This window comes from Gordonibacter sp. An230 (genome assembly GCF_002159915.1).
GTDB lineage: Bacteria > Actinomycetota > Coriobacteriia > Coriobacteriales > Eggerthellaceae > Rubneribacter.
On record NZ_NFJP01000003.1, the window covers coordinates 25390 to 47417 of the forward strand.

At 67.3% G+C, this 22028-nt stretch carries 15 protein-coding genes; 4 read left to right on the plus strand and 11 right to left on the minus strand.

Features of this window, described 5'->3' with window-relative positions; genetic code table 11:
- Positions 1–440 precede the first annotated feature (440 nt).
- Entirely contained in the window at positions 441–878 is a 438-nt protein-coding gene (locus B5F40_RS02270) for a PaaI family thioesterase (RefSeq protein ID WP_087192765.1), read from the plus strand.
- Here the strand turns inward: B5F40_RS02270 and B5F40_RS02275 are convergent.
- From B5F40_RS02275 to purH, 3 genes are all read right to left on the minus strand, one after another.
- Positions 875–2191: a lysylphosphatidylglycerol synthase transmembrane domain-containing protein gene (locus B5F40_RS02275; RefSeq protein WP_239442864.1), complete on the minus strand. Its 1317-nt coding sequence runs from the start codon at positions 2189–2191 to the stop codon at positions 875–877. The two genes, B5F40_RS02270 and B5F40_RS02275, sit on opposite strands and share 4 nt — an antisense overlap.
- A 29-nt stretch (positions 2192–2220) precedes the next feature.
- Positions 2221–3366: an ATP-grasp domain-containing protein gene (locus B5F40_RS02280; protein ID WP_087192766.1), complete on the minus strand. Its 1146-nt coding sequence runs from the start codon at positions 3364–3366 to the stop codon at positions 2221–2223.
- 589 nt (positions 3367–3955) lie between these two features.
- A complete protein-coding gene (gene purH / locus B5F40_RS02285; RefSeq protein ID WP_087192767.1) occupies positions 3956–5548 on the minus strand; it encodes a bifunctional phosphoribosylaminoimidazolecarboxamide formyltransferase/IMP cyclohydrolase in 1593 nt (530 codons plus the stop codon).
- Between the two features lie 335 nt (positions 5549–5883).
- Between purH and B5F40_RS02290 the strand changes: the two genes are divergently transcribed.
- Complete coding sequence (locus B5F40_RS02290; protein ID WP_087192768.1) at positions 5884–7059, plus strand: MFS transporter; 1176 nt, start codon at positions 5884–5886, stop codon at positions 7057–7059.
- A gap of 198 nt (positions 7060–7257) precedes the next feature.
- On the opposite strand, the gene B5F40_RS02295 is transcribed toward B5F40_RS02290, so the two are convergent.
- The 6 genes from B5F40_RS02295 to B5F40_RS02320 form a co-directional block, all read right to left on the minus strand.
- Positions 7258–8250 carry an XdhC family protein gene (locus B5F40_RS02295; RefSeq protein WP_087192769.1) on the minus strand — a complete coding sequence of 331 codons (993 nt, stop codon included), beginning with the start codon at positions 8248–8250 and terminating at the stop codon, positions 7258–7260.
- Positions 8251–8284: 34 nt separating this feature from the next.
- Entirely contained in the window at positions 8285–8905 is a 621-nt protein-coding gene (gene purN, locus B5F40_RS02300; protein WP_087192770.1) for a phosphoribosylglycinamide formyltransferase, read from the minus strand.
- Between the two features lie 279 nt (positions 8906–9184).
- Positions 9185–10330, minus strand: a complete 1146-nt coding sequence (gene purM / locus B5F40_RS02305) for a phosphoribosylformylglycinamidine cyclo-ligase (protein WP_087192771.1) — start codon at positions 10328–10330, stop codon at positions 9185–9187.
- Positions 10331–10354: 24 nt separating this feature from the next.
- The gene (gene purF / locus B5F40_RS02310) at positions 10355–11860 is read right to left on the minus strand and encodes an amidophosphoribosyltransferase (RefSeq protein WP_087192772.1); all 1506 of its coding nucleotides are present in this window, start codon (positions 11858–11860) and stop codon (positions 10355–10357) included.
- Positions 11857–13203: a class B sortase gene (gene srtB / locus B5F40_RS02315; RefSeq protein WP_087192773.1), complete on the minus strand. Its 1347-nt coding sequence runs from the start codon at positions 13201–13203 to the stop codon at positions 11857–11859. Before srtB ends, purF begins: the two co-directional genes overlap by 4 nt.
- A gap of 363 nt (positions 13204–13566) precedes the next feature.
- Positions 13567–15324 carry a polyphosphate--AMP phosphotransferase gene (locus tag B5F40_RS02320; protein WP_087192774.1) on the minus strand — a complete coding sequence of 586 codons (1758 nt, stop codon included), beginning with the start codon at positions 15322–15324 and terminating at the stop codon, positions 13567–13569.
- 760 nt (positions 15325–16084) lie between these two features.
- Between B5F40_RS02320 and B5F40_RS02325 the strand changes: the two genes are divergently transcribed.
- Positions 16085–17020 carry a Ppx/GppA phosphatase family protein gene (locus B5F40_RS02325; protein ID WP_087192775.1) on the plus strand — a complete coding sequence of 312 codons (936 nt, stop codon included), beginning with the start codon at positions 16085–16087 and terminating at the stop codon, positions 17018–17020.
- 35 nt (positions 17021–17055) lie between these two features.
- Entirely contained in the window at positions 17056–19821 is a 2766-nt protein-coding gene (gene ppk1 / locus B5F40_RS02330; RefSeq protein ID WP_239442865.1) for a polyphosphate kinase 1, read from the plus strand.
- A gap of 128 nt (positions 19822–19949) precedes the next feature.
- Here ppk1 and glmM read toward each other — a convergent pair whose 3' ends face one another.
- The gene (glmM, locus tag B5F40_RS02335; RefSeq protein WP_087192776.1) at positions 19950–21284 is read right to left on the minus strand and encodes a phosphoglucosamine mutase; all 1335 of its coding nucleotides are present in this window, start codon (positions 21282–21284) and stop codon (positions 19950–19952) included.
- Positions 21285–21473: 189 nt separating this feature from the next.
- Positions 21474–21962: a phosphoribosyl-ATP pyrophosphatase gene (locus tag B5F40_RS02340; RefSeq protein WP_087192884.1), complete on the minus strand. Its 489-nt coding sequence runs from the start codon at positions 21960–21962 to the stop codon at positions 21474–21476.
- Between the last annotated feature and the right edge of the window lie 66 nt (positions 21963–22028).

Sequence of the window (22028 nt, forward strand, 5' to 3'; positions counted from 1 at the left end):
GAGCATATCAGAGCTCTGCAGCAAATCGACAGCATTCACCATCGAAAGCGATTCCGACAGCGCACGTCGCTTAATAATTACGGCATCAAAATACGCCGATCATGGGCTATGACCTTTTTGTCCCGAATCAGCTAAGGCAAAACTGCACCTAGCATATCTCGCTTGCGACATCAACGATTGCGAGCAGGGCCCTTCGGTGGGAAACCATCCCGAAAGCAACTTCTCCACCGAAGCCCCGCCGTCGACGGCGGGCAATGCCCGCCCGCGCTTCGTCCACCACCGCCCGAAGCGCGACGGCCTTGCCATGCCCGCCGCCCAACGACTGCCAGCTGGGGACGGACGCCGCCGAGTGTCCGGTGCCGACGCGCACGCGCTCGGGTATACTGATGCACGAGAACCGCGAAGCCCGCCTCCGCACGGGCACGTTGAAGGAGATGCCCATGGCCCTAGTAGACACGCTGCGCATCACGACGGTATCCGTTGCGAAGGACCGCGTGGAGGCGACGATGCCCATCACGCCCGATCTGTTCCAACCCTTCGGGTTTTTGCACGGAGGCGCCACCATCGCGCTGCTCGAGACGGTGGCGAGCATCGGAACGGAGCAGAGCACCGACTTCGACGTCGAGCGCCCGTTCGGCATCGACGTGCACGTGCGCCATCGCAAAAGCGGCACAGCCGGCCTTCTGCGCGGCGTGGCCGAGCTCGAGCGCGAAGAGCCCGCGCGCTCGGGCGGAATCAAGCAGTTCTGGCGCGTCACTGCCTTCGACGACGAGGGCGACGTCGTCTCCGACGGCACCGTCATGACGAAGATCGTGCCCCTCGCGCGCCTGGAGGAGAAGGCCCGCGAACGCGCCGCGAGCCGCGAGCAGGTCCTTTAGCGCTCGCCGCCCGTCGAATCCGACCGCGCATCCGCACGCTGCGGAACCGCCGTCTGCGAGGCGTCTGCGACCCTGAACGCCTCCTCCGCCCTCGAAGCGCGATCTGTCTGCGCGCGGTCCTCAGTCTGCGGATGCGCTGCCCGGGCACGCGCCCCAGTCTGCGAATGCGTCGCTCGCCCAGCCGCCTCTGCCCGCGGATGCACCTCCGGCCGAGGCGCACGCAAAGCCTCCTCGTCGAGGCGCTTCGCCACATGGGCCGTGCCGCCGATGCGGCCCTTGCCCTTCTCCTGATCGCGCGCGACGCGCTTCGCCTCGCGCTTGAACGTCTTGGTGGTTTGGATGAGCACCGCGCCCACGAGGAACGGGAACCAGAACACGATGCCGCGGTACACGAGCGCGATGGACAGGCCCGCCGCACCCGACGCGCCGAACGAGGTGAACGCCACCACGACGGCCGCCTCCACGACCCCCACGCCCTGCGGCGTGATCGAGATCATGGCGAACAGGGTGGCGACCACATAGCCGCAGATGAGCGCTTCGGGATGCGTGACGCCGAAACCGACGCCCACCAGGCTGAAGCACGCGAGCTCGCACGTGCTGGCGAATATGGAGCAAGCGAACGCCTTCGCGGTGGTCTTGGGGTTGTGCCCGATGAGGCCCGCCGCATCCGAGAACGAGGCCACGGCGCGCTCCACCCACGGATCGAGCGCGGGCTTCTTGAAGCGCGCGAGGATGCGGTTCACCAGCCGCTCGACAGGGCGCAGCAGCCTGAGCACGAGCGCCGGCCGCTTGCGTCCGAGCACGAGCACGAGCACCATCCCGCCCACGAGCACGATGACGAGCAGCCCCAGCAGAAACCACAGAGGCGACAGCCCCACCGTGAACGCGAGGATGGCGAATCCCACGAGCATGATGGTGGCGAAGCCCGAGTCGATGGTGATCTGCATGAGCAGCGCCGCGCTCGTGGCCTTGCCGGGAGCGATGCCGCGACGGCGCGCGTCGTCCACCACGAGCGTCGTGCCCGCCAAGTTGAGCGAGGGCGCGATGGTGTTCATGAAGAACGTGCCGAACACGAGCGGCAGCGTCTCGCGCGGGCCCATGCGCTCGTCGACGGCCTCGAAGGCGTAGGAGTACGCGAAGCTCTGTGCGAAGTACTTGCCCAGCTGCGTGAGCAGCGCCGCGACAAGCGGGACGACGGAGCCCTTCCTGATGGTGTCCGCCAGCTCCACCAGCTGGTCTCCGCGCAAAAGCACCACCGCGAGCACGATGACGATGATCAGCCCCACAAGCAGGTTTCTGATGCTGAATTTCACGATGGCGCCCCGATTTCCTCCCCCCGCGCCTAGCGGAGGAACTCCTTGAGGTCGGAGCACATGAGGAAGTCCAGTTCGTCTGCCGAATCCGCATCCGTCTCGAGGAAGAGGAAGCCGTAGCTGCCCACGCGATCCGCATCGAAGCGCCGCAGCTCGAGCACGTTCGAGAAGCGGGCGGCGAACGCGTCGTAGTCGAACGCCTCCTCACCCGTGGCGTCGGCCGGCGGGTTCAGAAGCGACATCGTGTACACCTTGCCGTCCTTGCCGGAGAACGCGGCGTCGAAATCGGGATCGCGCCCTTCGAGGAACGCCTCGTACGTGCGGTAGCCGTACGCGTGGAAGCTCACGTCGGTGCCGCCGAGGCCCGCGAAGCGCAGCGGGTTGAACTCGATGGGCGTGAAGTGCCCGTCCTTCACGCGCACCTCCACGTGCACGGGAACGCTGCGCGCGCCCACGAGCGCGTTCACACGATCGAGCCATGTGGCGAACAGGGGCGCCGTCTCGCGCACGAGAGGCGCGCTCGTCACGTACATGCGGTCGGACGTGTCCGCAGCCGATGCGAAATCGTGGCGCAGCACGTTGAGCAGATGCGCGCGGCCCTCCTCGTCGAAGTAGGCGTCGAGGGCGTACTCGGTGCCCTCGACGTAGCCCTCGAGGATGAACGAGCCCGAGCCGACGACGCTTTCCGGATACCTGCTCCGCCAGACCGAGGAGTTCTTCCGTATGTCGGCGAGCGCGCGCTCCCAATCGTCGCGGTTTCGAATCACGTGGACGCCCATGCTGCAGAAGCCCACGGAGGGCTTGAGCACGAACGGAGGCTCGAGCCGGGAGAAATCGAGCTCGAACAGCTCGTCGGCCGAACACGTCTTGAAGAGCAGGCCGGGGTCGAGCTGCGCAAGGGCGGCGCGCATGGCCGCCTTGTCCTTGAACAGGCTGATGGCGCGCACGAGGTCGTCGTTGCGCACGTTGTCCGCGATCCAAGCGAGCGCGTTCTCCGAGTTCGTGTAGACGCGCTCGCCGCCTTCGAGGCGCGAGACGGCCTCTTCGCGCGGCACGAGGTTGAGGCGCGCGGGCGCGAGCGAGCGGGCGAAGCCGTTGTCGAGCACGGGATGCTGCGACTCCTCGAGCCAAGAGACGAGAAGCTCGGATGCGTACGGCTCGTCGAGCACTATCACGGCAGATCCTCCTTCGGTGCGATCGCGACGCCCGCAAGCACGAACGGAGGGCGTCCGTGCGAACAAGGGCGGCACAGGGCAGCATACCCGCCCGCGCCGTCGCGCGGGCGGTCTGCGCGCTTTCTTCAGCCTGTCGTTTTCAAGTCGTTTTCCGTTGCACCCTTCGCGCGAGGGCGCGGTTGCGCGCTCGATCCGGCCATCCCGCGAACGTCGACCCGGAAGGCCCCAGTATAGCACGAGCCCCGGCCCGCCTCGGCGCACGAAAACGCCCCGAATCGGCACCTGTCGCCCCGCCGCTCCGAAAGGAGGGCGAACCGACCGGGCGCTTCTCTCAAACGCGTCTCCCCCGTCCGCCGACAGGCGTTCGAAGCAACGATGATTCGGATCCTTTTCGCCCACGGCTCGAAAAGCCGCGGATGCGGGCAGACCGGCGGAGCAGAGGCAGCAGACGAAGAGGCGGGGCGCGTCCGGTAGACGGACGGAAGGCGAGCAGCGGGCAAACGTCGCGCGGACCAGCGGCAACCGTCCAAAAACGCCGCCCCGCCTTCGAAGCCAGAGCAGAAGGCGGGGCGGCATCAGCGAGAGCCGATCAGTGGCGGAAGTGGCGGTGGCCGGTGAACACCATCGCGATGCCCTGCTCGTCGGCAGCAGCGATGACCTCCTCGTCGCGGATGGAGCCGCCCGGCTGGATGACGGCCGTCACGCCGGCCTGCGCCAGCACATCGAAGCCGTCACGGAACGGGAAGAACGCGTCCGAAGCCGCCACGGCACCCTGGGCCTTTTCGCCCGCTTGCTCCACGGCGATGCGCGCGGAGTTCACGCGGTTCGGCTGACCGCCGCCCACGCCCACCGTGGCGTGGTCCTTCGAGATAAGGATGGCGTTGCTCTTCACCGACTTGCACGCCTTCCACGCGAACAGAAGCTCGGTCAGCTCCTCGTCGCTGGGCTGGCGCTTCGTGGGCACCGTGAAGCTGGCGGGGTCCTCATGCACGGCGTCGCTGTCCTGGCACAGAAGGCCGCCCTCCACCGAGCGGTACTCCACTTCCCCGCCGGCGGGGTTCACGCCGCCCGTGGACAGCAGGCGCGCGTTCTTCTTCGCGGCGTACATCTCCAGCGCGTCGGCCGCGAACTCGGGCGCGATGATGGCCTCCACGAACTGCTTGTTCTCGAAGATCGCCACCACGACGTCGCTTGTGACCGGGCGGTTGAACGCCATCACTCCGCCGTAAGCGCTCACCGGGTCGCACGCGTGCGCGCGCTGGTAGGCGACCACGAGGTCGCTGTCCTCGCACACGCCGCAGGGCGTGAGGTGCTTCACGATCACGCACGCCGGGTTGTCGTACTCGCGCACGGCCGCCCACGCGGCGTCCACGTCGAGGTAGTTGTTGTACGACATCTCCTTGCCCTGATGCTGCGTGGCGTGGGCCAGGCTGTGCGCCGCGCCCGCGTAGTCGTCGCGGCGGTAGAACGCGGCGGACTGGTGCGGGTTCTCGCCGTAGCGCAGGTCCTGCGCCTTTGAGAGCCCGAGCGCGCGGGCGGCGGGGAACTTGTCGTCCTGCGAGGCATCGGCGGCGGCCGCCTCGCCCAGCTGCACGCCCATCCACGCGGCGATGGCCCCGTCGTAGGCGTTCGTGGTCTGGAACACGCGCAGCGCCAGCTTCGCGCGCGTCTCGCGCGTGGTGGCGCCGTTGTTGGCGCGCATCTCAGCCAAGATAGCGTCGTAGCTGGCCGGGTCGGTGACCACGGCCACGCTCTCGAAGTTCTTCGCAGCGCTGCGCAGCATGGACGGCCCGCCGATGTCGATGTTCTCGATGCACGTGGCGAAGCCCGCGCCGCCCGCCACCGTCTTCTCGAACGCGTAGAGGTTCACCACCACCATGTCGATCATGCCGATGCCGTGCTCGGCCGCCTGCGCCATGTGGTCGGCGTTGTCGCGCTTCGCCAGCAGGCCGCCGTGGACCATCGGGTGCAGCGTCTTCACGCGGCCATCCATCATCTCGGGGAAGTTCGTCACCTCGTCGATGGGCGTGACCGGCACCCCGGCCTCGGCGATGACGCGCGCCGTGCCGCCCGTCGAGATGATCTCCGCGCCGAACTCCTCAGACAGGGCGCGAGCGAACTCCACCACCCCCGTCTTGTCCGTCACCGACATCAAAACCCGCTTGATCTGAGGATCGCTCATATGGCCTTACATCCTTTCTTTCGGCGACGGCGCCTGAAACGCGCTGCCGCATTCCCGTGCTGGCTGCGCCAACCCACAACGTTTCCATTATGAACCCGCACAGCTGCCCGGACTCCCGCGCATAGGCCGCCCCCTCCCACAACTCGGCAGACGGCGGAAATAGGGCAAGAACCGGAGGCGTCGGAGCGGCGCACGAGAACCGTCATTGGAGGTGCGCGAGAGCCGCCATGGCGGCGCGAAGATCGAACGGCCGCCGAATTCAAAAGCTTTACCCGCCCTTTGCACGGGTCTGCTACAATCGCACCCGCTGTTTTCAAGAAAGGAGAAGCGAGATCATGTCCCGTGCGCACTGGATGGCCCTCATCGGGCTGGCGTTTTCCGCATTCGTGATGAACACGTCGGAGTTCATGCCCATCGGGCTTCTGATCGACATAGCGGAAAGCTTCTCCTTGACCGAGGCCGAGGCAGGGCTCATCATCTCGCTGTACGCATGGGCGGTCGCGCTCTTGTCGATCCCCCTCATGGTGCTCGCCTCGCGGTTCAACCTCAAGGCCGTGCTGCTGGCCTCCATCGCCCTGTTTGCCGCAGGGCAGGTCGCCTCGGCGCTGGCTCCCTCGTTTTCCCTGCTCGCAGGCGCGCGCCTCATGGTGGCGGCGGCCCATGCGGTGTTCTGGTCCATCGCTTCGCCGTTGGCGGTGCGCGTGGTGGGCGAGAAGCACAGCAGCGTCGCGGTGGGCGTCATCGTCACGGGATCGTCCGTCGCCATGGTGTGCGGGCTACCGCTCGGCCGCGCCATCGGGCTGCTCCTCGGCTGGCGCATGACGTTCGCCTGCGTGGGCGCGGTGGCGCTGGGCATCCTGGCCTACCTCGCCGCGGCCACCCCTCGCCTCGCCGCGGGAAAACCCTTCTCGCCCCGCGAGCTTCCGACGCTCTTCGCCGCGCCCGCGCTGCGCAACATCTACGTGGTCACCGCGCTGTTCGCCACCGCACACTTCACCTGCTACAGCTACATCGAGCCGTTCTTGCAGCAGGTGGCTCATTTCCCCGACGGACTGATCACCTTCACGCTGGTGCTCTACGGTGCGGCGGGCATGGCGGGCAGCGCCCTGCTCTCGCGCGCCTACGGCCGCATGCGTTTCCCGCTCATGCGAGCCGTCGTCATCGGCGTGGCGGCGTCGATGGCCCTGCTTTTGGCGACGGCGGCAAGCGCGGCCGCGACGGTGGCCGTATGCGCGCTGTGGGGCGCATGCTACACCGCCTACAACGTGGCGTTCCAGTCGGAAGTGCTGGCCAATTCGACAGAGGATGCCTCGGCGGTGGCCATGTCGGCGTACTCGGGCATCTTCAACTTGGGGATAGGAAGCGGCACGTGGATCGGCGGGGCCGTGGCGCAAGCAGCGGGCATCGCCGACGTGGGATTGGCAGGCGCGCTCGTAGGGTTGGCGGCGTTCGCCGTGTGCTCTGTGCACCTCGTGCGCTCCATCAAGCGCGCGGAGGCGCGCGCGGCGTAAGACGGACGGGAGCGGGCCGACGGCGAGGCAAGGCGGCCGCCCCGTCCCCGGCGACCCCAGGGGCGTCGATAGGGAACGCAGGGTGACTCACCATCGCAAAATGAAACCCAAGCGGGTTGGGGTTGGCGACCCGGCATCCCGAACCGCCAACCCCATCCTTGTCGCAGGAAGCGCGCGGGCGAATACTAACGCGCAGCCCTACTCCCGCCCGAGGCTCTTCTCGTGCTTGGCGCGGGCCTCCTCGCTGTAGCGTTGGCGGTAACGCACGTCCACCAGCTCGGCGACGATGGCGATGGCCAGCTCGGCGGGGGTCTTGGCGCCGAACTTCAGACCGATGGGGCGCTTGACGCGCTCCCAGTCGGCCTCGGTGGCGCCGGCGGCCAACACGAGGTCGTGGACGCGGTCGTTCTTGCCCGCGCACCCCATGAGCCCGACATAGTGCGCGCCGTGCCGCGTGGCCCACACGCAGCCCTCGGGGTCGAACATGTGGCCGCGCGTCAGCACGCACACGTAGTCCTGCGGCGCGCACGCAAGATCGGCCAGCCCATCGAAGCCGCCGCCCTCAAGCACGATGCGCCGCGCGCTCGGGAAACGCGCCTCGCTCACGTAGGCAGGATCATAATCCACCACCGTCACGTCGAAGCCCACGTGCGCGGCCAGCGCCGCCACCTCGCTCGCCGCGTCCGACGCACCCAGAAGCCATACGCGCACCGCCTCGAACAGCGGCACGGAAAGCCAGGTGAGGCCCTCGAACTGCTCATTGTGCATGCTGGGGCCGCGCGTGACGTCCTTCATCTGGAACACGTCGCGCGGACTCGGCTCGCGCGACGCCACGATCTCCTTCGCGTCGTTGCAGAAGAACACGAGCGGCTCCCCGTCGGCCGAGCCTGTGTCGCCGTACTTCTTCGTCACCTCGTTGTCGGTGTTGCGCTGCGCCTCGTCCGCATCGTAGACGACCTTGAAACCCAGCCACGCCAAGTCGCCCTCGTCGATGGCGCGCAGCGCACGCTCGAACGTGGGGATGTCGGCCGCCGTGAGGCGTTTCGCCAGCATGTCCAAATACGCGGGCGACACATGCCCGTTGCCTTCCAGGGCCTCCGCCGAGAAGCAGGGGAAGTCCTCCGCGGAAAGCACGGGCGCGCGCCCGGCCCTCAGATCGGCGATGATGGTCTGCAATACGGCTTTTTCCATGATGGGAACTCCTTCGCGCTATCGGGGACGGCTCTCACGACACGGCGTCGATGCGCACTGTCCTTTCAGGGGTGATGCTCACGCGGCCCTCCGCCACCCAGCGCAACACGCGCGGGTACAGCGCATGCTCCACCGCGTGGATAGCCGCCTCCAACTCGTCGAGCGACATGCCCTCCTCCACGCGCACCGGCTCCTGCGCCACGATGGGGCCCTTGTCGTAGTCCTCGTTCGCGAAATGCACGGTCACGCCCGTCACCTTCACGCCCGCCTCGTAAGCGTCGCGGATGGCGTGCGCGCCCTTGAACGACGGCAGAAGCGCCGGGTGCAGGTTCAGCACGCGATCGGGGAAGGCGTCCAGCATCACGGGCGTGAGCTTGCGCATGTAGCCCGCCATCGCCACGTACTCCGCGCCCGCCGCGCGCAGCTCCTCCACGATGCGCGCGTCGGCGGCCAGCGGGTCGGCGTACACGTCGCGGTTGAGCGCCACCGCGGGGATGCCCGCCGTCCGCGCGCGCTCGATGCCGTACGCGCCCGGCCGCGACGAGATCACCTTCACGATATCCACCGGCAACCCCTCGCCCGCCACCGCGTCGATGATGGCCTGCAGGTTCGTCCCGCTGCCGGAAAGCAGCACCCCGATCTTCAACGGCTCCATCGCGCCTCCTTCCGATTCCCAACCTTCCATCTCTGCCCGTTTCACGCTGCAACGCGAAACGGCGCGCCTCCTCTTTGCAGAACCGCCCGCGCGCACACCGACCATCTCAAAGCTCCCGAGCGGTCACGCGCCGCCGGCTACCGCCTTCTTCCCCGATCGCACAGCGCCGTTCAAACCCATCGCAAACCGATGCCGATCAAAGCACCGCGCGCCGCAGCATGCGAGCGCGAACCGCAAACCCGCGGAACGCATCGCTCATCTGCAAGCCCGGCCCGACGCCTACCCCTCGTAGCCATACAGCGCGCCCTCGTTCGCGTAGCGCACCGCCTTCGAACCCGCGACGATGCGGCCCGCGCGGTAGGTCGTCTCGCCGGCGGCGCGCAAGGCGGCCTCCACCTCCTCGGCGCGGGCGGGATCCACGATGAGGATCATGCCCAAACCCATGTTGGACGTCTTGAGCGCCTCCCCCTCGTCAAGGTGCGCCGCGTCGCACACGAACTTCGCGATGGGAGGAACGGGCCACGTGCCCAGATCGACTTCGGCGTCGCACGCTTCGGGCAGCGCGCGGTCGAGGTTCTCCGTGATGCCGCCGCCCGTGATGTGCGCGAGCGCGCGCACGGCACCGGGGCATGCCTTAAGTGCGGACAGCACCGGCTTCACGTAGATGCGCGTGGGGGTCAAAAGCGCCTCCTCGACGCTGGCGCCGCCAAGCTCTTCGCGCGCAAGGCGCAGCTCGTAGTGCGTCTTCCCCTCCACGCACACCTTGCGCGCGAGCGAGTAGCCGTTGGAGTGCAAGCCGCTCGACGCGAGGCCGACGAGCACGTCGCCCTCGCGCACGCTCTCGGGATCGAGCATGCGCGACCGATCCACCACGCCCACGCAGAAGCCGGACAAGTCGTAGTCGTCCGCCTCCATCACGCCGGGATGCTCGGCCATCTCGCCGCCGATGAGCGCGCAGCCCGCCTGCTTGCACCCCTCGCCGATGCCCTTCACGATCTCGGCCACATTCTCGGCCTTCAACTTGCCGATGGCCACGTAGTCCAAGAAGAACAAAGGCTCGGCCCCGCACGCTAGGATGTCGTTTACGCACATGGCCACCAAATCGATGCCCACCGTGTCGTGCTTGCCGGCCAGCTGTGCCACCTTGAGCTTCGTGCCCACGCCGTCGGTGCCGCTCACTAGAAGCGGATCCTCCATGCCCTTGGCCGCCGCGATAGAGAACAGGCCGCCGAAGCCGCCGATGTCGCCCACCACCTCGGGACGGTACGTGGCGTGCACCACGTCCTTGATGGCCTCGACGGCGCGCGCGCCCTCGGCGGTGTCGACGCCCGCCTGGGCGTAGGTCACAGCCTCCTCGCCCATCCAGCTGGGCAGAGAGGGGGCGTCGCTATTCTGGGCCGGGTTGACGGTGATTCTGTCGGTCATGCTCTCTCCTTGCACCTCTGGGTTCTATGCGTCGGCGCCCTTGGCGCCTTCGGCGTACACGTCCTCGAAATCCTTCTTGGTTGAAAAGCTTTTCGCTGCGAGCGCCTCAGGGATGGCCACCGGGTAGTCTCCCGTGAAGCAAGCATCGCAAAAGCCCTGGTGTCGTGCATCGGGCACAGCCGCCCGCAATCCTTCGAGCGAGATGAAGGCCAAAGAATCGGAACCGATCCACGCGTTCATCTCGTCTAGGCTCATGTTCGCCGCGATCAGTTGATCGCGCGTGTCGGTGTCGATGCCGTAGAAGCACGGCCACTTGACCTCGGGGCTCACGATGCGCAGATGCACCTCGGCCGCGCCCGCGTCGCGCAGCATCTGCACGAGCTTCTTCGAAGTGTTGCCGCGCACGATGCTGTCGTCGATGACGACGAGCCGCTTGCCGCGGATGACCGATGGAAGCGGGTTGAGTTTGAGGCGTATTCCCAGCTGGCGCATGGCCTGCGTCGGCTCGATGAACGTGCGGCCCACGTAGCGGTTCTTCACGATGCCGTCCGCATACGGGATGCCGCTCTCTGCCGCGAACCCGAGGGCCGAGGGCACGCCCGAGTCGGGCACGCCCAGCACGAGATCGGCCTCCGCGGGCGCCTCTTGCGCGAGGATGCGGCCCAAAGAGCGCCGGGCTTGGTAGACGCTCTGATGGTCGATCACGCTGTCGGGGCGGGCGAAGTAGACGTACTCGAAGATGCACGAAGCGCGCCGACCTGCGGGGACGCCCTGTTCGGAGTGCACGCCCTCGGCGTTGAACCGCACGATCTCGCCCGGCTCCACGTCGCGCACGTACGTCGCGCCCACGATGTCGAGCCCGCACGTCTCGGAGGACACGACCCAGCCGCGCCCCTGCGGCAGCTCGCCGATGCACAGCGGACGGATGCCGTTCGGGTCGCGGAACGCGTAGAGCGCGTCAGGGCTGGCCAGCACCATGGCGTAGGCACCCTCGATCGCCTCCATCGCGTGCCGGATGCCGTTGCGCAAATGGTGCGTCTTCTGCGTCACCTGGCCGATGAGCTTCGCGGCTGCTTCGCTGTCGGTGCCGGCGCGCAGCTGCACGCCGTCGCGGACGAGCCGGGCGCGCAACGCCGCCGTGTTCACGAGCGTGCCGTTGTGCGCGAGCGCGATCAGCACGTCGTCGATGGCCGAGATGTGCGGCTGGGCCGCCTCCCACGAGGCCGCGCCGCCGCTCGTGGAGTAGCGCACGTGCCCCACGGCCACGAATCCCTCGAGCGCAGCCAGCGTGGCCTCGTCGAACACCTGCGTGACCAATCCCAGGTCCTTCGCCGCCATCATCGTCTCGCCGTCGCCCACGGCGATGCCCGCGCTCTCCTGGCCGCGATGCTGCAAGGCCTGCAAGCCGAAGCACGTCATGCGCGCGACGTCCTCGCCTGGAGCGAACACGCCGAAGACGGCGCACTCCTCCTCCAACCGGTCGGGACGCTCCGATCGGCCAAGGCGGGCGCGATGTCGAAGGACGCTCACGCGGCGGCCTCCCCGGCATCGTCAGAGGACGCCTCGCCGACGGCCTCCCCCGTCGTCTCGGCGGCCGCCTCCCCCACCGCCTGGACGGCGTCGGGATCGGCCGAAGCGTCGGCCGTGCTCTCAGTCACGGAGGCGAACAGCACGTAGCGCTTGCTCGAAACGACGTTGTCGCACGTGGCGAACGCGAACGTGCGCCCCATGTCGGAGGCTGCGGCGATGCCGTCGGCCTTCACGACCGAGCGGTCGATCTTGTCCTGCACGTACTCCACGCGAGCGGCGTCGTCGGTGAACCTCGTCTGCGCGAGCGGATCGTTCTCGTCCACGTGCATGAGCGAGAACGTGGTCAGGCGGTAGTTGCCTTGGGGCGTGAGCAGGTAGATCGTCCGATGCTCGTCGAAGGTGGCCTGGTCGGCGAAATCCGCAAAGCACGCGAACATCGACCCGTTGTTCAAATGGTGGCCGTAGACGATGTTGTTCGGATCGGAGAAATCGCCCGTGTTCGCCGCCGACAGGAAGATGGTGCCGTACGTGGGCAGCCAGGACCCCCCCTCGTTGCCGTTGAAGTCGCGCGTGAGATAGGTGCTGTCGTCGTCGGTGTGCACGATGGGGTAGTTCACCACCGTGCCGGGAACGTAGATCCAGCCCACCACGTCGGGGTTGATGGCGCGCAGCGCATCCCAGTCCACCGAAAGGTCGGCAAGCGACGTGCCCTCGATGTCGGACGGAGCCGAGAACGCCTGCTCGGCGATGTCGTCGTAGGCGCGCTGGCCCTGCCAGTAGCTAAATCCGATCACGCCGAGGGCCGCGAGCGCGATGACGAACACGACGAGCGCGATCCAGAACACGACACGCCACGGGCCGCCCTTCTTCGGCGCTGCGGACGGTCCGCGACCGGCTGCGGGCTGCGCCGGACGGTAGCCTCCCGCAGGCTGCGCCGGACGGTACGTTCCGGAAGCGCCCTGGGGCCTTTGCGTCCCTGGCACGCCTTGCGGACGGCGCTGCCCCGTCTGCCACGCGGCGTCCTGCGGACGGTACGACCCCGCCTGCCGCGCGCCCTGGGGCCTTCCCTGCGCCGGCTGCGCAGCGTCGCCCTGGGGGCGAGCGCCCTGGTGCGGGTGCGGCGCGCTCTGGGACGCCGGCGCGGTGCCCGGTCGGCGGTACGCGTTCGCAGCGGGAGGGATCTGGCCGGGCCGAGGCTGCGCACCGGCCCGATCACCCGCCTGAGACGCGGGCCGACCCGCGCCGAAGCTGCGCTGCGGCTGCGATGCCGGATCCTGGGGCGCCGGCCCGCGCGCATGGCGACCGCGCGGGGGAACGTCGGGATGCTGTGGATATTCGGACATACTCGCCCTCCAAACGCCGTCGAACGGAGGCGCCGAACCCGCCGAACGCCGCCGCAGGACAGTCGCAACTTGCCGTCTCTCAACCGTTACATAATAAACAAACGCCCCCGAGATGGGGGCGCGTTCTGCGAAAAACGCACGTTTCCGACGGGAGCCGGAGACGGCGCCCTACTTCTTCATCTCGTCGATGAAGCCTTTCGCGATGAACACCACAATGATGAGCACGATGATGGCCACGATGATCCAGATGGCCTCCATGGGCACGGTGATTCCGAAAAGCGTCATGCTGATTACCCCTTTTTGCATTCAAGCGCGCAAGCGCGCACGGTCGCGTTCGATGTCGGCATCCATAGTAGCGCTATCTCAGGTTTCCCGCAAGCGCGCTTCGAGGGCGTCGTTGATGATTTTGAGCGCCTCGACGCGGGCGCGGCGCTTGTCGTCGCTCTCGAGCACTATCCAGGGGGCGATGGGCGTGGACGTGAGGCGCAGCATATCGTCCACCGCGGCTTGGTACTGGGGGCGCTTGTCGCGGTTGCGCCAGTCCTCGTCGGTGATCTTCCACCTTTTGGCGGGATCCTCCTCGCGGTCGCGAAAGCGGCGCAGCTGCTCTTCGGGGCTCACGTCCACCCAGAACTTCAGCAGGATGGCACCCCAACGCACCAACTCGCGCTCGAATTCGTTGATCTCGTCATAGGCGCGCGTCCATTCAGCCACCGACGCGAAGCCCTCCACGCGCTCCACGAGCACGCGTCCGTACCAGCTGCGGTCGTAGATGCCCACGTGGCCCGCTTTCGGCAACCGTGTCCAGTAGCGCCACAGGTGCGGGTGCAGAAGCTCGGGCTTGGTGGGGGCGGGGCTGGGGAAGATGGTGTAGGCGCGCGCGTCGAGCGCCTGGGCCACGCGCTTGATGTTGCCACCCTTGCCGGCCGCGTCCCATCCTTCGTACATGAGCATGAGGGGGATGCGCTTTTGGTACATCTCCATCTCCAGCCGGTTGAGGCGTTTCTGCTGCTCCTTGAGCTCACGCTTGTAGACTTCCGGGTCGAGGGCGGGCGCGCTGTCCTTTCCATCGGCCTCCGGCGGGTCGGGCAGAAGACGGAAGCGCGACGCGCGCGGGGCGCGGGCGCTTGCCTCGGCCGCGGCGCGCTCGGCCTCCTCGAGGACGCGCGCCGCCTCCTCGGGCGTGCGCTCTGCGCACGAAGCGCCCGCCAGCGCGCCGGCCGAGTTCGCCTGCGCCTTCGCTGCGGCTTGGGCGGCCTCGGCATCGGGCGCCGCCGCGAGCGCGGCTTCGAGCGCGTCGACAAGCGTTTTCGCTATCTCGAGGTTCGCACGGCGCTTGTCCTCTCCGTTGACCAGGTGCCACGGCGCATAGGAGAAATCGCTTCCTTCGAGCAGGTTGTCGTAGAGGCGGTAAGCCTCCTCGTAGGCGTCGACGCTCGCCAGCTTGCGCTCGTCCACACGCCAGCGCGTGGCGGGATCGTCGTGCAGACGGACGAGGCGCTTTCTCTGCGCCTCCTTCGTGACGTGCACGAAGAACTTCGTCACGAGATAGCCGTCGTCGACGAGCTGCCGCTCGAAGTCGGCCGCCGAGGTGAGCGCACGACGCAGCGAGTCGATGTGGCGCTCGTCGCGCGCCTCGGCGATGGCCTCGGCCATCGGCTTCCTCTCCCCCTTCGCGTTCTTGCTCCCCTCGGCGCTGCGACCGCCCAGCACAAGATCGCCGTACTCGGCATAGAGCATGCGCTGGGTGGCGACGGTGTACCAGCCGCGGTCGTAGAACGTGATGGTGCCGCGCATGCCGAGCGTCTGCCAGAACTGCTGCATGGCGGGATAGAAGCCGGTGACGCCGTACTCGGCCCCCGCAAAGGCGCGCGCGGCCTCCACGTCGAGGTTCTCGGTGACGTGCACGCTCGTGGCGCGCGCGTCGAGATGGTACATCAGATCGGAGATGCGGCTTCCCTTGCCGGCGCCGTCCCACCCCTCGAACAGCACGACGAGGCCCACACCCCGTTCGCGCGCTTGCTGCTGCAGCACGACCAGGCGCTTCATGAGCGCATCGCGCTGCTGTCGGTACTCTTCTTTCGGCAGCGGCGCAAGCGAGAAGTCGACGGTTTCCAGCATGGCTCGTCCTTTCTCCGGTAGCCCGGCCATCATACCACAGGGGCGGGCCGACCCCGACTCGCAGGGAAAGAGCCGGAAATGCGGAAACGCAGGGAATCGCAAGCGCAACGTGAGAGCGGATGCGCGAGCGCAACTCAAGAACGCGGAGGAGCAAACGCCTGACCCCGCCGCGCGCATCCATCCCGTGCGGACTGTTCGTCGCGAAATGGCCACGGATCGGTGTTCTGGCACGAAATGCACCCGCCCGGGCACGACCTCCAGTTCGCCACCTGGGGATTCGCCATCTTCTCTCCCCCTCTTCGCATGGAAAGCGCCGAAATCCGTGCCAGAACGCCGATCCGTGGCCAAAAAACCGCTCGCCCGCTGCACGCCAGAGGGCCACGCGCCCGCATCGCCCCCTCTCGCCTGGAAGACTCCACAATCCGACCTAACGGAAGAGAGCGGAGAACGCCGGGGGGGGGGGCGATCGGACGCATGTCGGCAGAAGCTCGGCGGAAGAAGACGCGTGCGCGAGCGCGAAAGGACAGCTGCAGCGAAGACTGGACCGCGACCGGGCAAGCTCCCCTCGTGCCCGCACCCTCAGCGCACGGCCACCGACGCCTCTCCATCAAGCCCCGGTAAAATCTTGGCGGCAATCCGTCAGCGCGCTTTGCGCGACGGGCGCGGGTTCTTTAGAATGGAATCGTTGAGCGAGCCGCGCAGCGTCCGAGGAGGCGACGCGCAGCCGCAGAACGCGAAGCGCAAGAGACAAGGAAGCACCATGCCCAACTACGGAGTCGTCGACCTCGGATCGAACTCCATCCGCCTCGTCGTGTACGAGGTGAAAGACGACCGCCTGACCGCGTACACGAACCGCGACTTCAAAAGCCTCGCCAACGACAAGGTGATGGCGGGGCTCGCGGCCTACGTGGAGAACGGAGCATTCACACAGGCCGGCATCGAGAAGGCCGCGAGCGTGCTCAAGGGCCACGCGAAGCGGGCGCGCTTCTACCGCTGCAAGCGCCTCGAGGTGTTCGCCACCGCCGTGCTGCGCAACGCGACGAACCGCGCCGAGGCCGTTGCCGCCATCGAGGACGCGAGCGGGCTGCCCATCAACCTGCTGTCCGCTCGCGACGAGGCGCACCTCGGCTTCGTCGGCGCCACGTGCGACCGCTCGGTGAAACGCGGCACGCTCGTGGACATCGGCGGCGGATCCACCGAGCTCACGCGCATCGAGAACGGGCGCGACTTCGACGACGCGAGCATAGGCCAAGGATCGCTCTCGTCGTTCGCCGCGCACGTGCGATCCATCCTGCCCACCGGACCCGAGATGGACGCCATCGCCGCCGAGCTGCTTGGACGTCTGGCCGAGCTACCACAGGCCGAGGCGTACCGCGCCGAAACGCTCTTCGGCATCGGGGGCAGCGTCCGCGCCGCCGCCAAGATGCTCGCACAGACCGCAGGCGGGGGCGCTCGCCCAAAAACCATGACGCCCGACGACGTTCGTGCCATACTGCACTGGTGCCGCGTCGACCCCGACGCGTTCGCGCATACGGCGCTCAAGGCCTCTGCCGAGCGTATCCACACGCTCGTGCCGGGCTGCGTCATCCTCCTCGCGCTGTTCGAGGCCTTCGAAGCCAAGCGCCTGGAGATCTGCAAATACGGCGTGCGCGAGGGCTACCTCATCGAGCGCATGCTGTCGCCGTCGGCGCGTTGAGCGCGCGGTCGGCAACGTACAGGAAGGGGACGTCTATGAAAACGCCGAACAAGCCGTCGATCGACCTCGTCGAGAAGAAGCAGACCTCGCAGCCGAAGGCAGCGCCCGATGTCGCGCAAGCGGCTGCGAGGAAAGGCGACGCCCGCAGTGCAGACGCCGACCAAGCCTACGCCTCCCTGTCGGGCGGGCAGAGCGCCGCAGATGCCGAGAAGATCGCGCCGATCGCGCCCCCTTACCTGCAGAATCGCGAGCTTTCATGGCTCGCGTTCAACGAACGTGTGCTCGACCAAGGCGCCGACGAGACGGTGCCTTTGCTCGAACGCCTCAACTTCATCTCCATCTTCTGGAGCAACTTGCAGGAGTTCTTCATGGTGCGCGTGGGCAGTCTGACCGACCTCGCGCTCGTGAAGAAGCACATCGTCGACTCGAAGTCGGGCCTCACGCCAGCCGAGCAGCTCGCCGCCATCTACGCGCGCTGCCACGAGCTCTACCCCATCCAGGAGCGCACGTTCGAGGAGGTGCGCCGTCTGCTGCGCGAGCGCGGCGTGAGCCACCTGCGCCCCGAGGACTTAAACGACGAGCAGCGCGCGTTTCTGACCCGCCACGTGCACCAAAACGTCATGCCGTTCCTCTCGCCGCAGATCATCAACGCGCGCCATCCGTTCCCCCACCTGGAGAACGGCGCTTTGTACGTGGTGGTGCGCCTCGACGAGGGTCACGATGCCGCCAAGAAGAAGGCTGCGAAGGCCAAAGGCACCGACAAGGCCGAGAAAGCCGACAAGGCGAAGAACCTCGGCGCCGAGGGCGTGACGCTCGGCCTCGTACCCATGCCGCGCCAATGCGAGCGCGTGATCGAGCTGCCGGGCGAGGGCATGCAGTTCATCCTGCTCGAGCACGCCATCGAGATGGTGGCCGCCGAGATATTCAGCATGTACGCTGTGAAGCACACGAACGTCGTCTGCGTCACGCGCAACGCCGACCTCGATGCCACCGAAGGGTCGGACGAGGCGGACGAGGACTACCGCGAGCACATGAAGCGCATCCTCAAAAAGCGCTCGCGCTTGGCCCCGGTGCGCTTGGAATGCGAGCGGCCGCTCTCGAGCACGCTCGAGAAGCTTCTGCTCAAGCGCCTCGGCCTGAAGGCGTACCAGGTGTACGCCACCGCGGTGCCGCTCGATATGGGCTACACGTGGGGCCTCGGCGCGCGTCTGCCCGAGAAGCTGCGCGCCGCGCTCACGAACCCGCCGTTCTCGCCCCAGTGGCCCGCATGCCTCGACCGCAACCGGCGCATCATCGACCAGGTGGCCGAGCGCGAGGTGCTTCTGTCCTACCCCTACGAGAGCATGGACGCCTTCGTGCAGCTTCTGCGCGAGGCAGCGAACGATCCGTCGGTCATCTCCATCAAGATCACGCTGTACCGCCTGGCCAGCCAGTCACATCTCGCCGAAGCGCTCATCGCCGCAGCCGAGAACGGCAAGGAGGTCACGGCGCTGTTCGAGTTGCGCGCCCGCTTCGACGAAAGCAACAACATCGAGTGGTCTCAGCGCTTCGAACAGGCCGGCTGCAAGGTGATCTACGGCTTTCGCGACTTCAAGGTGCACTCGAAGATCTGCTGCATCACGCGCCAGACCGAGCACGGCCTGCAGCACATCACGCAGCTGGGCACCGGCAACTACAACGAGAAGACGGCGAAGCTCTACACCGACCTGTCGTTCATCACCGCCGATGAGACGATCGGCCGCGACGCCACCGAGTTCTTCCGCAACATGGGGCTTGAGAACACCTCCGACAACTACGGCATCCTCTGGGTGGCTCCCCTGCAGATCAAACCGATGATCCTGGCGAACATCGACGCGCAGATCGAGCGGGCGCGCGCAGAGCAGCCGTGCGGCCTGTTCTTCAAAACGAACTCCGTCACCGACAAGGACGTGATCGAGAAGATCGTCGAGGCGTCGCAGGCCGGCGTGCCCGTGACCATGTTCGTGCGCGGCATCTCGTGCATCGTGCCGGGAATCGAAGGGTTCACCGACAACGTGCGCGTGGTGTCCATCGTCGGACGGCTTCTGGAGCACAGCCGCATCTACGGTTTCGGCCCGCGCGAGGACATGAAAGTGCACCTGTCGAGCGCCGACCTCATGACGCGCAACATGGACAAACGCATCGAGATCGCCTGGCCCATCCTCGATGCCGACCTGCGCGAGCAGATCCTCGGCTATCTGGACGCGTGCATGAGCGACACGGCGAAGCTGCGCGAGCTTCTGCCCGACAGAAGCTACACGCCTCTCGGAGCGTTCGCGAAGCGCGGCAGCGAAGGCGAGACGGAGCTGTTCGACTCGCAGGACTTCCTCATCAAGCGCGCCCAGCAGCGCAGACTCGAGGCGGCCGAGCGGGAGGCCTCTCGCGACGTGGCGCGGCGTCGGGCCGAGCAGCTGATGGCAACGAACGAGATGACCGAGCGCGAGGCCGGCAAAGGGAACGCGCGCCTGTCCGATGCGCGCGCGAGCGCGCACGAGGCCGAAGTGATCGCCGCCGCAGCGAACACCGCCGCCGAACTGGCAGCGCAAGCCGCCGCGCGCGCCGTCGAGCAGGCGGCTCAGGCGGCCAAGACCGCCGAAGGCCGAACAGAGGACGGCGAACATGAGAAGACGGCGCTCGAAGCCGACGTCATCGAGGTTTCCGTCGCCGAGAGCAGTGCGCTACGCACAGCGGAAACGCAGCTGAGCCGCATGACCTCCGCCTCGGAACCTAATGTGCGCAAACCGAGCCTGCTCGTGCGCATCTTGAGCAAATTCGCGCGTTGAGGCGTCTGCGCGCAGCGCAAGCGCAGACGCGCTCCGCGAGAAGCACCCCACCCCGGGGCTTTAGGGTGCCAAGCACACAGCCGCCCCTTGCGCAACGTGTCGCAAGGGGCGGCTGGCTGTAGCTTTACCTAGATTTCGCGCTCAACCACCTCGGCGATGGCGCGCGCATGGCGCTCGGCGTCTTCGGCGCACGCGGCCTCCACCATGACGCGCACCACCGGCTCGGTTCCCGAAGGACGCAAAAGCACGCGTCCGGAATCCCCCAAAGCCGCCTCGGCGGCGGCCACGGCCTCCCGCACGGCGGCGTTGCCGCCCACGGCGTGCTTGTCGGCCACCTCCACGTTGATGAGCGTCTGGGGGAAGCGCGTCATCACGCGCGCAGCCTCTTCGACCGACGCGCCCGCACGGCGGCACGCCACCAAGAACTGCAACGCCGTCACGAGGCCGTCGCCCGTTGAATTGTGCTCGAGGAAGATCATGTGGCCGCTCTGCTCGCCGCCGATGGCGAAACCGCCTTCGCGCATGGCCTCGAGCACGTAGCGGTCGCCCACCTTCGTCTGGACAAGCTCGATGCCCGCATCGCGCAGCGCATGTGAGAGGCCCAGGTTGCACATGACCGTCGACACCGCCGTGTTGCCGGGCAACAGCCCGCGCTTCTTGAGGTCGATGGCGCACACGGCCTCCACCACGTCGCCGTCGATCTCGTTGCCCCGCGCGTCCACCATCATCACGCGGTCGGCGTCGCCGTCGTGCGCGATGCCCACGTCCGCCCCGATCTCGGCCACGAGCGCGCGCACGGGCTCGAGATGGGTCGAGCCGCACTGGACGTTGATGTCGGTGCCGTCGAAGTCCTCGTTGATCACCGTCACGTCGGCGCCCAGACGACGCAGCGCCTCGGCGCTCGTCATGCACGACGCCCCATGGCCCACGTCGAGCGCCACCTTGAGGCCCGCAAGATCGATTCCCTCATCAGCTACCGTGGACACAGCATGGGCGATGTAGAGCTCGCACGCCTCCTCCACCGGCAGCGCCACGCCCACGGCATCGCCCGCCGGCAGATCCTCAGCCGCCGCGCCGCCCGCAGCCACGAACGCCTCGATCTCGTCCTCCACCGCGTCGGGCAGCTTGAAGCCCTGGTTGTCGAACAGCTTGATGCCGTTGTACTCGGGCGGGTTGTGCGATGCCGAGATCACGATGCCGCCGTCGCAGGCGAGCTCGCGCACCAGAAGCGCGATGGCCGGCGTGGGGATGATGCCCGCCAGAAGCGCCGTGCCGCCCATGGACATGACGCCAGCTGCTACAGCCGACTCCAGCATGTCGCCCGACAGGCGCGTGTCCTTGCCGATGAGAATGGTCTTTCCCTGAAACGCCACAGCCGCTTGACCGAGTTTGAACGCCAAATCGCACGTGAGCTGCGTGTTGGCCACGCCGCGCACGCCGTCGGTCCCGAAAAGTCGTGCCATGTTGATACCCCTCTCCAATCTAGTCGGTTCAGTAAACGTTAGCGGGGGCTTCAGCAGCACCCGAGATCGAGGGGATGGCGACGACGAAGCGCGCTATGGTACGCAGATCGTCGGCGCCGCCGCGAAGGTCGGGCGCTGCTGAAGGTCGCAGCGTCGAGCGGTCCGACAGCCATAGGCCGCCGAAACCGCCTACTTTCCTCTCTTGATATGTTCTTCGCACAAGCGAACGGCGCCCCGTGGGCGTTCGGCCTCGGTCATCCTCGCGTTCAACTCCGCAGCGAACTCGTCGAGATCGATGCCGTAACGCTCGAGCACGACGAGAAGATGATACACCACATCGGCCGCCTCGTAGCGCAGGTGGTCGACGGCGGCGGCGTACTCGGGCGGCAACTCCACGGACAAGACGCCGCCCTCATCTGCGTCAGCCACCGCAAGCGTGGCGGCAATCGACGAAGTGGCCCAGGACTCGACATCCTTCGCGGCCAGCGCCATCTCGCCAGACTCCTCCATGACCTTCTTCAGCACGTCGTCCGGCGAACCGAAGAGCAAGCGATGCGTGTAGCTCTCGTCGCCTGCGCCGCGTCGGGCGGCGATGGTGGCGGCAAGGGCCTCGAGCGTCGCCCCAATCTGAGACGACGGCGAATCCTCGTTTTCCGGGAGATAGGTTTTGAGCGCCATGAGAGCCCCTTTCAGGTCGCGGGAAAGGAAGAGGAACTGCAGAAGAGGGCTTTGCGCGAAAGCGGT

What these genes read in the sequence shown, in the direction of transcription:
- ppk1 (WP_239442865.1), top strand. Translation starts at nt 17,056, where the DNA reads ATGAAAACGCCGAACAAGCCGTCGATCGACCTCGTCGAGAAGAAGCAG.
- purM (WP_087192771.1), bottom strand. Translation starts at nt 10,330, where the DNA reads ATGACCGACAGAATCACCGTCAACCCGGCCCAGAATAGCGACGCCCCC.
- B5F40_RS02320 (WP_087192774.1), bottom strand. Translation starts at nt 15,324, where the DNA reads ATGCTGGAAACCGTCGACTTCTCGCTTGCGCCGCTGCCGAAAGAAGAG.
- B5F40_RS02290 (WP_087192768.1), top strand. Translation starts at nt 5,884, where the DNA reads ATGTCCCGTGCGCACTGGATGGCCCTCATCGGGCTGGCGTTTTCCGCA.
- srtB (WP_087192773.1), bottom strand. Translation starts at nt 13,203, where the DNA reads ATGTCCGAATATCCACAGCATCCCGACGTTCCCCCGCGCGGTCGCCAT.
- B5F40_RS02325 (WP_087192775.1), top strand. Translation starts at nt 16,085, where the DNA reads ATGCCCAACTACGGAGTCGTCGACCTCGGATCGAACTCCATCCGCCTC.
- glmM (WP_087192776.1), bottom strand. Translation starts at nt 21,284, where the DNA reads ATGGCACGACTTTTCGGGACCGACGGCGTGCGCGGCGTGGCCAACACG.
- purH (WP_087192767.1), bottom strand. Translation starts at nt 5,548, where the DNA reads ATGAGCGATCCTCAGATCAAGCGGGTTTTGATGTCGGTGACGGACAAG.
- B5F40_RS02270 (WP_087192765.1), top strand. Translation starts at nt 441, where the DNA reads ATGGCCCTAGTAGACACGCTGCGCATCACGACGGTATCCGTTGCGAAG.
- B5F40_RS02340 (WP_087192884.1), bottom strand. Translation starts at nt 21,962, where the DNA reads ATGGCGCTCAAAACCTATCTCCCGGAAAACGAGGATTCGCCGTCGTCT.
- purN (WP_087192770.1), bottom strand. Translation starts at nt 8,905, where the DNA reads ATGGAGCCGTTGAAGATCGGGGTGCTGCTTTCCGGCAGCGGGACGAAC.
- B5F40_RS02295 (WP_087192769.1), bottom strand. Translation starts at nt 8,250, where the DNA reads ATGGAAAAAGCCGTATTGCAGACCATCATCGCCGATCTGAGGGCCGGG.